7 protein-coding genes are annotated in these 9,384 nt (G+C 32.7%); 1 reads left to right on the forward strand and 6 read right to left on the reverse strand.

What is annotated here, in order from left to right; translation table 11 throughout:
- Positions 1-120 precede the first annotated feature (120 nt).
- From DAY19_RS02760 to DAY19_RS02775, 4 genes are all read right to left on the reverse strand, one after another.
- The gene (locus DAY19_RS02760) at positions 121-825 is read right to left on the reverse strand and encodes a hypothetical protein (RefSeq protein ID WP_120405420.1); all 705 of its coding nucleotides are present in this window, start codon (positions 823-825) and stop codon (positions 121-123) included.
- A 215-nt stretch (positions 826-1,040) separates the two neighbouring features.
- On the reverse strand, positions 1,041-1,442 hold the full coding sequence (locus DAY19_RS02765) for a hypothetical protein (RefSeq protein ID WP_114705656.1): 402 nt from the start codon (positions 1,440-1,442) through the stop codon (positions 1,041-1,043).
- Positions 1,443-1,555: 113 nt separating this feature from the next.
- Positions 1,556-1,957 (reverse strand): response regulator, encoded by a 402-nt coding sequence (locus DAY19_RS02770; RefSeq protein WP_158536756.1) that lies wholly within the window; start codon positions 1,955-1,957, stop codon positions 1,556-1,558.
- Between the two features lie 11 nt (positions 1,958-1,968).
- Positions 1,969-5,109, reverse strand: a complete 3,141-nt coding sequence (locus DAY19_RS02775) for a FecR domain-containing protein (protein ID WP_114705658.1) — start codon at positions 5,107-5,109, stop codon at positions 1,969-1,971.
- Positions 5,110-5,165: 56 nt separating this feature from the next.
- Between DAY19_RS02775 and DAY19_RS02780 the strand changes: the two genes are divergently transcribed.
- The gene (locus tag DAY19_RS02780) at positions 5,166-7,367 is read left to right on the forward strand and encodes an ATP-binding protein (RefSeq protein ID WP_114705659.1); all 2,202 of its coding nucleotides are present in this window, start codon (positions 5,166-5,168) and stop codon (positions 7,365-7,367) included.
- On the opposite strand, the gene DAY19_RS02785 is transcribed toward DAY19_RS02780, so the two are convergent.
- Positions 7,364-8,089: a LysM peptidoglycan-binding domain-containing protein gene (locus tag DAY19_RS02785; protein ID WP_114705660.1), complete on the reverse strand. Its 726-nt coding sequence runs from the start codon at positions 8,087-8,089 to the stop codon at positions 7,364-7,366. The two genes, DAY19_RS02780 and DAY19_RS02785, sit on opposite strands and share 4 nt — an antisense overlap.
- A gap of 52 nt (positions 8,090-8,141) precedes the next feature.
- A complete protein-coding gene (locus DAY19_RS02790; RefSeq protein WP_114705661.1) occupies positions 8,142-9,191 on the reverse strand; it encodes a hypothetical protein in 1,050 nt (349 codons plus the stop codon).
- Positions 9,192-9,384 lie beyond the last annotated feature (193 nt).

The raw sequence follows: 9,384 nt of genomic DNA on the forward strand, positions 1-9,384 counted from the left end.
ACTGAGCTGAAATAATGACTTTGTGACCGTCATTGATAAATAGGCGTATTTTCATATTTTCAGGGAATCTAACATGCTAGATGCGGTGTTTCAAGGGCCATTGAAAAAGTTCTATGGTGTTCATTTTTTTAATGTATTAAATTCTGATCTTAGATTCTGGGCCATATCACTAAAGAATTTAGAGACGGTTATGGATTTATTGAGTAACCAGTGATCAGTAGAGCATGTAAAAGTATAGGTATAACGTGTTTTTCCCTTCCCTTCAGGAAGTATAAAGTAGGTACCACCAGAGGTTTTCATCACACTCTTCTTATTTAGAGGAGTTGAGATATACTTCTTAGAGGTAGTATCATCAAGCATCTCCATTGTTATCTTATAGCCATCTAAATAGCGAAAGACCCTGATTAAGTCGTTGTAAGTATAGACTCCATGGTTATATGAACGTCTTTTAACAATGAATCGATTAACTTCATTCTTTGCGAGATCAGCTACTTTTAATTTTTTAACGATGACTGACTCTATTAGGGAGTCACTATTATAAGGACAATCAATACTCTTATCAGAGATCTGGCGCTTATCCTTATACTCATTATTACAGCGCTTATCAAAGGCCAATACTGTCTCTAAGACAGCTTCTACAGGTCTTTCTATTACGTCACTGATTGTTCCTTGATAAAGGCGAATTCCATCTTTCTTTCCAGATAGCATATGGACGCCGAATTTCTTCGACTTTTCTCTGTAATCAATATCAAACTTTTTAATATTGATGGCCATTGAAGATAATGACATAGAGATCGTTAGGAATGAGTATAAAATGCACTTCATAACAGATTATTTACCATTAACTCCCAAATTGAGCAAAAAGTAGATGACACTCTGAAGTCTATACAGGGTTAGACTAGTTAATAGATTAAACCTAGTAGAGGACAAACCAATTACTTTCTTTTATTTTCTTTAAAGAAACGATCGATAACTTCTTGTCTTTCAAAGGGTGTTCTGAGATTTTACAATTCACCACTTCTCATAAGTAGCTAATAATACTAATGGAGTGAAACGCGAAAAATCTCATCTTCGATAAGTTCACCAGTTTTAAAGTTCTTAAACCAGATACGAGCAGAAACCGTTTTATATGTAACCTGATGCTTAATATCCCAGATTCCATCATCTAAATTGGCAATCTCTAAGGCCATGCGCTCACACTCCTCTAGTGAGATATTTTCAACAATCTCTCTACGACTCCATTCACGATAATATGAGGAAAGCTTAACTCTAATAGGTAGATTCTCCAGAAAGATACCTTGAAGTACACAGGCCGTAGTGAATTCGATCTTGATATCATCTTCAATAACCTGAGTATCGTTATCTTTAATATCATTTCCCTCACTAGCAAAAGTGAGTGATGAAAATAGAATGGCCAATATTAATAGATTTAGCTTATGCATAAGAAACTCCCCCTAACTCTTAAAATCATAATAGGGGAAGCTAGCAATTGTTCTTTATGTTTTCAATTAGCCTAAAGACATCTTTAGAAACATTAAGTAAAAGTTAACCATGTTTAAGCTAGAAGCTTATCAATTTCTCCAAGTTTACTTCTTAATGTCATTTTTGTGAAAGGCTTAAGGATGTAATTAGATGCTCCACTCATAACTGCTTCCATAACGATTTCTTTCTCATTTTCAGAGCTGAGCATAACAACGGGGATATCGACAAAGCGCTCATCGCTTTTCAACTCTTTTAATAACTCAATCCCATTCATATTTGGCATATTGATATCTGAGAAGATGAGATCAATTTTCTCATCACGTCCATAAAGTTCCTCTAATTTCTTTAGAGCATCTTGGCCATCAATGGCCTGATAGATTCGACCAAACCCTTCCTCTCGTAAGTGGGAAACAATTGTCTCTCTTAAAGTATTTAAATCATCAATAACAAAAATTTTCTTATCTTCGTAACTCATAATCAACATCCTTAGAAATCAGTTAGTGGAGAAATTGGAAAAATAATCTCAGATATATCCGAATATTTTGAGCCACTTCCCCAATAGTCTATATATTTATAACGGAAAAAATATTTACCATCTCGATTGCTTCGCCAACAAAAACTAGAGCTATTTGACCAAATCTCTCTTACGATCTTAGTCATTTGTACATCACGATAGATTTCAACGAAGTATTTACTAGCAGTTAAGTAGCTAGGCAATGTTACTCGGTAGCATAGATTCTTTGAATCATATTTCATGACATACTTCTTAACTTCTTCAGGGTTTATATTCTTTGGTGGTTTTACTTTAAATTCTTTTTCACCAAGTGCTTTCTTCTTTCCCTCTTCAATCTTAGAGACTTTAATCTTGTAGTCACTCATATCCTTACTTTCAAAATCAATACTATTTTGTTTTACTTCTTTTTTCATAATCAAAGAATTTGCAGTATCAAAGACTTCGACAATATATGATTCCTTATTTTCAGATTGCTCTAAAGGCTTTGACGAAGTGTCCGGACTGTCCCAAGAAAAAGAGCTAACAATCACATTTTGCTTATTTTTAACGGTCTTCTTCTTAATTAAAACAGCTTCATCAATTTTAATTTCCTTGGATAAAAGTTTTACTTTTGACTCTTCATTAACAACAGCTAAATTATACTTTCCACTTTTTAAATTTGTACTTTCAAATCCACCATCTTTACCGACAGAAAGTGGAACTAGTGCACCACTTGCCTTCTCAACCAATTTCACAGTATGACTTGGGGCAATCAAAGGACGGTTTATATTAATCGATGTCACAATTTTATCCTCAAGTGACTTAGATTTGATTTCTTTTAATTGATACGGGTTCTCAAGCTTCAAATTTAACTTTTTCTCATAAGCTAGATTACTTGAAATACTTTTTGCATTAGGAGAAGTATTTGCTGTTGATATATTGGGGATAACAGATGCGGCTCCAACTGAGACCAGTGGTAGTACTGTAACGTTAATATTTTCTTGATCAAATGATGGAAAACTAAAGTCATTATCAGAAACAACATACTCAGTTTTTTTCTTAATATCTGGGTACTCGATAATTACTTTAGATTTAATACCTTTTCGTATATTAAGTTTTACTTCAACAGGCTTCTCATAATCAATCGTCTTACTTTTAAGTGCTATTGGATCCATCTTATTGGCAACGACATCAAGACTATCAAATTCGCTAAAATCAGGACTTGTTGAAACGATATATTTCCCAAAGCTTAAGCTGCTAATATCAAAACTTCCATTTGTTATAGGTAACTTTGAAATCTTAGTTAATACATCTGATCCTAGACTTGTAGACTTAAGATAGATATGTGAAGAGTCTAATTGAGTAGATTTTTTCTTTAAAGTAACCTTGTCCTGAGTGAGTAAATCAACTTCATCAGTTTCTAAAAATGAAGTATACTGCTGAGTCTCTTTAACACGACTACCTATATCGTCGTTACTTGGAAGGATATCAAAACTATCGATGGCCTTAAATGCTTGTGTAGTAGCTACTATATACTTACCAGACGCAAGCGTAGTTATATCAAACTTATTTTCTATTACGCTTAACTTTATAGGAGCTAAATTACTATTTGCAGGCTTAACAAACACATGAGTAGGTTTCTGTATTTGAGAAATATCATTAAGCTCTACTTTTGTTGATTTTTTAGTATCGACAATATCCTGTGTGACAATTTTTTGATTTGCTACATTATTACTTACATTAATTACTTCCATTGATTGGAAGTTCGGCGATGAAGAGACAATATAACTTCCAACTGCCAATTGAGATAGATTAACAAGTCCATCTTCTACTTTTATTTTCAAAGGTGCTTCACTATTATTTACTGAACGTATATAAATCTCATCTGGTATTTTTTCTGATGTCATCAAATTAGGATTTAAAGATACTTTCTTTGTATCTGCTAAATTAATTTCATCATCAAAAAATAGAGATCTACTATCTATTTTATCTATTGCTCCAATGACTTTGAAAGAATCAACTTTCTCAAACCCTGGACTTGTGGAAATTAGGTACTTACCTGACGCTAGAGGTGCAGTAATAAAGCTGCCATCAGTAACTTTTAATTTTATAACATTTGTTCTTTGCCCTGAAGGCTTAAGATAGACTTCACTGATATTTTGCGAAATCAAACTCTCATCAAGCTTGACTCTATCATTCTTTGATATATCGATTTCACTAGACTTTATAATGGAAATAATCTCAACTTTAACTTTAGAATCAGAAATTTCAAAACTATCAATAGTTTGAAAATCAGGAGACGTTGAAACAAAGTACTTACCTGCCTTTAACAAGCTTACGTTAAACCCTTTGTTCTTCACATCAATCACAAAAGGTTGTGCTGAATCATTAACTGCTTTTACATAGACTTGTTTAATTTTTCCAATATCAAATTTTTCGTTGAGCTCTATCGTTTTCTTCTCTTCACGCTTAATTTTAGGTGTAGCAACAAGACGCTCTCCTTCAGCTAAACTTATTCCTTCTGGGGTAAATGAAGGAGAATTAGAATTTACTAAAGTTGACTCTCCTTCTTTTAGGTCTAACTTAGCTTTATGTTCATCTAATAAGTTTATAACGGAAGCCTCTCCTTTTAGAAGTTTAACTCCGTAATTCTCTTCATTAAGCTTTTCTAGTTTTACAACCCCACCCTTTGCAACTTCAACAACAGAGTTTCCACGGTTAATTCTTAGAACTTGTTTTGTTTCACTAGCATCTACTTTCAAAGTTCCTTGATCGATATTTAAATCAAGTCCCTTTGATTCATTGATGACAACTCTAACGAGGCTATTTGGATTTATTTCAAGAGAACTCTTATTCTCTAGTAATATATTGAGCGTCTGATTTGAACTGGTAAAAATCTGATCATTATTAAAAACCGTTTCTTGATTATTAATTTCAGACCATGAAAAACTTCTCTCAGTCTTTCTCTTGGCCCTTCCATCTGTTGTATCACCAACAATAATTAATTCTGATGAAATCTGATCCACTTTCGATAAATTCTGACTTAAATAAATACCCAATAAGACGAGTACACTACCTGATACCGCAAGCATTATTTCAAAGGCATTAAAGTGAGAAGATTTTAACTTGTTCATAATTTTGTGTATTTAGTCTAACATAGAAACAAAATTAATTTTATATAGGATAAAAAATGCACTTTTTTAATCTTCGAAATAAGATTCTTTCATTTGGCTTAATCATTTTAATCTTGGTTACTTCATTTAACCTCTACTATACCTACAATGTTTTTGAGGAGGATAAGGAATCATATATTTTCGAGAATGTTCTCAGAAGTACAGAGTTAATCGATCGAGAGCTTGGTAAGTTAATTAGTCAACCTGACAAAGTTAAGCTCCAATTAAAGACTCAAGCTTTTAGCGAAATTAAGTCCTTAATGGAGTCAGACAAGATATTTTCCTACGTTATAAAACACAAAGACAAGATTATCTTTGGAGAAGATAATTTATTTAACAAAACTGAGATAACAAGCTCTTCTCATCAAGCAATGGTAAAAGAGATAAGTTTTAATGAGGCTAAATATTTGGCCGGTATCGTGACTAACAAAACAAATGGAATCACTACAATTGCCTATATTAATAAAAGTAAGGCCTTTGCCTCCCTTGATTATCTAATAAAGAAGAATATCTACTTCGCAATTATACTCTTTGGAATAGTTCTTATTTTAACAATATTTTTTGCAAGAAGTATCACGACACCAATTCTACAGATCATTCAAAGAACTGTAGATATTTCTAATGGCGATTATGACAATAAGGTTGTTGTAAAAACCAACGATGAGCTTAGGATACTTGGGGATAGTGTCAATACAATGTCCCATGAGATTAAGACTCTTCTTGATCAAAAACAGGAAATGATCGTCAAATTAGAAGAGGCAAATAAGCAACTCGATATCTACAGTAAAGACCTCGAAAAACTTGTTGATGAAAGAACAAAAGACTTAAAGGATGCGAATTCATATATTACAGCAATGCTAAATTCTCTTTCACAAGGTTTATTTGTTATAAGACCAGATGGAACATGTTCTGACTTATATACAAACTCTTGCTTATCAATTTTTGGAAATTCCCCAGAAAATAAACGATTTGCGGAATATATTAAGTCCGAAAATGACTCAGCTACACAGAAGTGGCTAGAGCTAACTTTTGCACAGAAGATGCCTTTTGAAAGCTGTGCACCACTTGGACCAGATAATTTCCAACAAGGTAGTCTTGGAGATGAGAACTTTAAGTATATTAATTTTGACTACTACCCTCTTATGCTTGATGAGACTCTTAGTGGCATTGTTGTTTTAGCAACGGACTTTACAGAAAAATTAGTACTTGAAGAAAATATTAAGAGGAAAGAAGCTTATATTAACAATGTCACAGAGTATGTCCTCAATGAAGAAATCATAAAGAATCTAGTATCTGAAGCAAATAGTCTTCTTGACGAAATTATTGATTCACCTGCTAGTGACAGCTTTTGTGATCGCGCCCTTATGGTATTTCATACATTAAATGGTGGTTTTGGTACATACTCATTTAGTGATATTCAACAATATGCAATTGAATGTGAAGAATTCATTCAAACAAATGAGTCCAATCCACAAGTCGTAAACGACATAAAGATTCGTGCCGCATCTGCAAAGGAGCTTATTAACGAATCAATTAACGAGTTAGATGAAAAGTTTTCAAATCATAATATTATAAGCTTTGAAAAAGACGATATCGACTATCTATCAAGATCATTAAGCTCTCTTGGTAGCGAAGGTAAAGAAGTTCTTGAGAACTTTCTACATAAGAAATCGATATCAAGTATTTTTAATCCATACCCTAAATTAGTTGAGAAGATATCACAAAGCCTAGGAAAGCCGATGAAGGACTTAATCATTCCACAGTCAGACTTTCGTATAGCACCAGAAAAAGTTCAAGAATTTTCCAACTCTCTAGTACATGTTTTCAAAAATAGTATGGATCACGGTATAGAGCCAAGTGATCGAAGGTCAGAACTAGGAAAAGAAGAAAAAGGTGAAATTAAAATTGATATTCAAACTAATAATGATCAAATTAAAATATTAATAAGTGATGACGGAGCTGGACTCAATACAGAAGCGATAAAGGAAAAGCTTTTACAAAAGTATGAATCTGATGAGGTTGAAAAGCTAAGTGAACAAGACTTGATGGCAAAAATATTTGATCCCAACTTCTCCACAAGAGATAGTGTCTCCGAGTTCTCTGGACGAGGAATAGGAATGAGTGCAGTTAAAGAGGCCATTGAGAAGCTTAATGGATCAATTTATGTTGATTCCAAGAAAGGTCATGGCACACGCTTTGAATTTAATTTAAAGGTTTAATTCTTTATTGAGCTAATATCTCTTCTCTTCGGATTTGAGAAGTCGTACTTTTTTCGTACTTCATGGTACTCTTTTCTCACAGTTTGGTAATCCTTGTAATATAGAGTAAAGCCAGGAAAAATTAAATCATAATCATCAATAACTTCTTTATTATTATCCCAGATATTGATCCAATAGCGACTACGTCCATCATATACTTTTTGCGAAATTCGTCCTAATGTATCATCCTTTTTAATTAAGTATGGATCACCTTCAGGTCTTGTATAATCTAAAACTTCTGGAACAACAGGAACTTTAATTTTTTGCCCTGTAAATAAATTAGTCGTACCATTTAATCTTTTAATATCCTTCCATCTTCTAATATCTTTATATAAGTAAAAGGCAATCTTCATGGCCGTATCATGTTGTTTTACGACATAGTAGTCAAAGGCTTCTTCATCTGCAGAAGCTGGGCCTCTTTTAATATCGTTAAAGCTTATTTCTTTTTCTATTAGTTTTGTTTTTGGTACATCTTCAAAAATCGAATCAGATCTAAGTATAGAGTGTTCCTTTTGAGCTGTGACTTCTCCAAGATCAAAAACCATTTCATCTTCAGAAACAACAACTTCTTCACTCTTACTCTCTTCCATTCCTAGTTGTTCAACTAAATTATATGAATCAAATGAACATGACTGAAGAGTTAATAAAATGACAATACTTGATAAAATCGAATTACTTTTCATACTAAATACCTCAATAACTATTCGGCACTAAGTAAAAAAAGTTTAAAGATTATTAAAGGATATATCCGAAACCTAACCCCAGTCTAAGTGTTGTGATATCAGAAGGACCACTCATCCAATGGTATTTAAATAAGCTATGAGCAAAGAAACTATTTCCAAGGTTTTTAAATAGATAAAATAAAACCTTACTACCTGAAAAGGTTTCATTATACTCAGAAGCTGCGAAGCTATTATCTCTACTGGAAACAATTGAGTGTGAATAACTTAATTTTGTAAAAAACTTATGGCCGAGAATATCAATAGACCTTGAAGCTCCAACTGTTAAATAGATAACTTGATTTGTATCAAAAGTAACAAGAGCATTTTTTTGTAAATTTTCAAGATTAAAGGTATTAAATTTCTCAAAATCAAACCCTGTATACCACGACATCTTTGGTGACTTTAATTTATAAGAAAAATAAATATTGCCTCCAATTTCTGGATCAACTTTTACTTCATCATCTGTTTGGTCAATCAAGGCAGTCGTTAAGTAAGAATAATAAATGCTCCCCGCAAAGTTATAAGGCTTCTCCTTTGGATAATAAGAAACACTTAAACCTAGAGAGATGGGTGAATTTTGTAAAAAAGTTACATCTGCATGGGCCGGATTATTTTGCGTAAAGCTTCCATATGATGCCATATAGAAAACAGAGGCCCTCAAGGGAGACTCACTTAATTCTTCTTTCAGTTTATCGAGCTTTTCCTGAGTTGTTCTTTGGGACTTCTTTAAATTAAATTGAAACTTTGAAAGCTTATCAAAATCCAAAAGATCAACAGAGATATATAGCTCAAAACGAGAGTTAGCTTTTAAGTTATTAAAATTGATTCTCTTATTATTCTTAATTGTTTTCTCAACCATAGGATGATTGATACTTACAATCGAATCGTCTTTGATAAACTTCTTATAAATTTCAGATAAACGCTCTTTATCCTTACTTACTCGGTAAGGAAGCTTAATAAACTTGACCTTTTTACTCTTGATAATTTCTTGGAAATCTAAGGGTTCTGCGCCTACTGGCAATAAAAAGACACAAAAAAGAAATATAACCTTAAGAAATCCCACACTTACCCACTTAAAGAGTTAAACTATTTTTAATTATAGCAAAAGCTGTAACTCGTTCAATAAACAAGGAATGAGTACAATTCTGCCTCCATAACTACCTAATATTTGTTTAAGCGAGATAATAAATATTATTGGCAATAATTTACCCCTATAAGAAAAACTAAACAAGATTTAAACTAATTTAACGGGATAA

It is taken from the genome of Halobacteriovorax vibrionivorans, assembly GCF_003346865.1.
GTDB lineage: Bacteria > Bdellovibrionota > Bacteriovoracia > Bacteriovoracales > Bacteriovoracaceae > Halobacteriovorax_A > Halobacteriovorax_A vibrionivorans.

Bases quoted from the DNA above. Each gene is read 5' to 3' on its own strand.
- DAY19_RS02760 (WP_120405420.1), bottom strand. From the start codon at position 825: ATGAAGTGCATTTTATACTCATTCCTAACGATCTCTATGTCATTATCT.
- DAY19_RS02765 (WP_114705656.1), bottom strand. From the start codon at position 1,442: ATGCATAAGCTAAATCTATTAATATTGGCCATTCTATTTTCATCACTC.
- DAY19_RS02770 (WP_158536756.1), bottom strand. From the start codon at position 1,957: ATGAGTTACGAAGATAAGAAAATTTTTGTTATTGATGATTTAAATACT.
- DAY19_RS02775 (WP_114705658.1), bottom strand. From the start codon at position 5,109: ATGAACAAGTTAAAATCTTCTCACTTTAATGCCTTTGAAATAATGCTT.
- DAY19_RS02780 (WP_114705659.1), top strand. From the start codon at position 5,166: ATGCACTTTTTTAATCTTCGAAATAAGATTCTTTCATTTGGCTTAATC.
- DAY19_RS02785 (WP_114705660.1), bottom strand. From the start codon at position 8,089: ATGAAAAGTAATTCGATTTTATCAAGTATTGTCATTTTATTAACTCTT.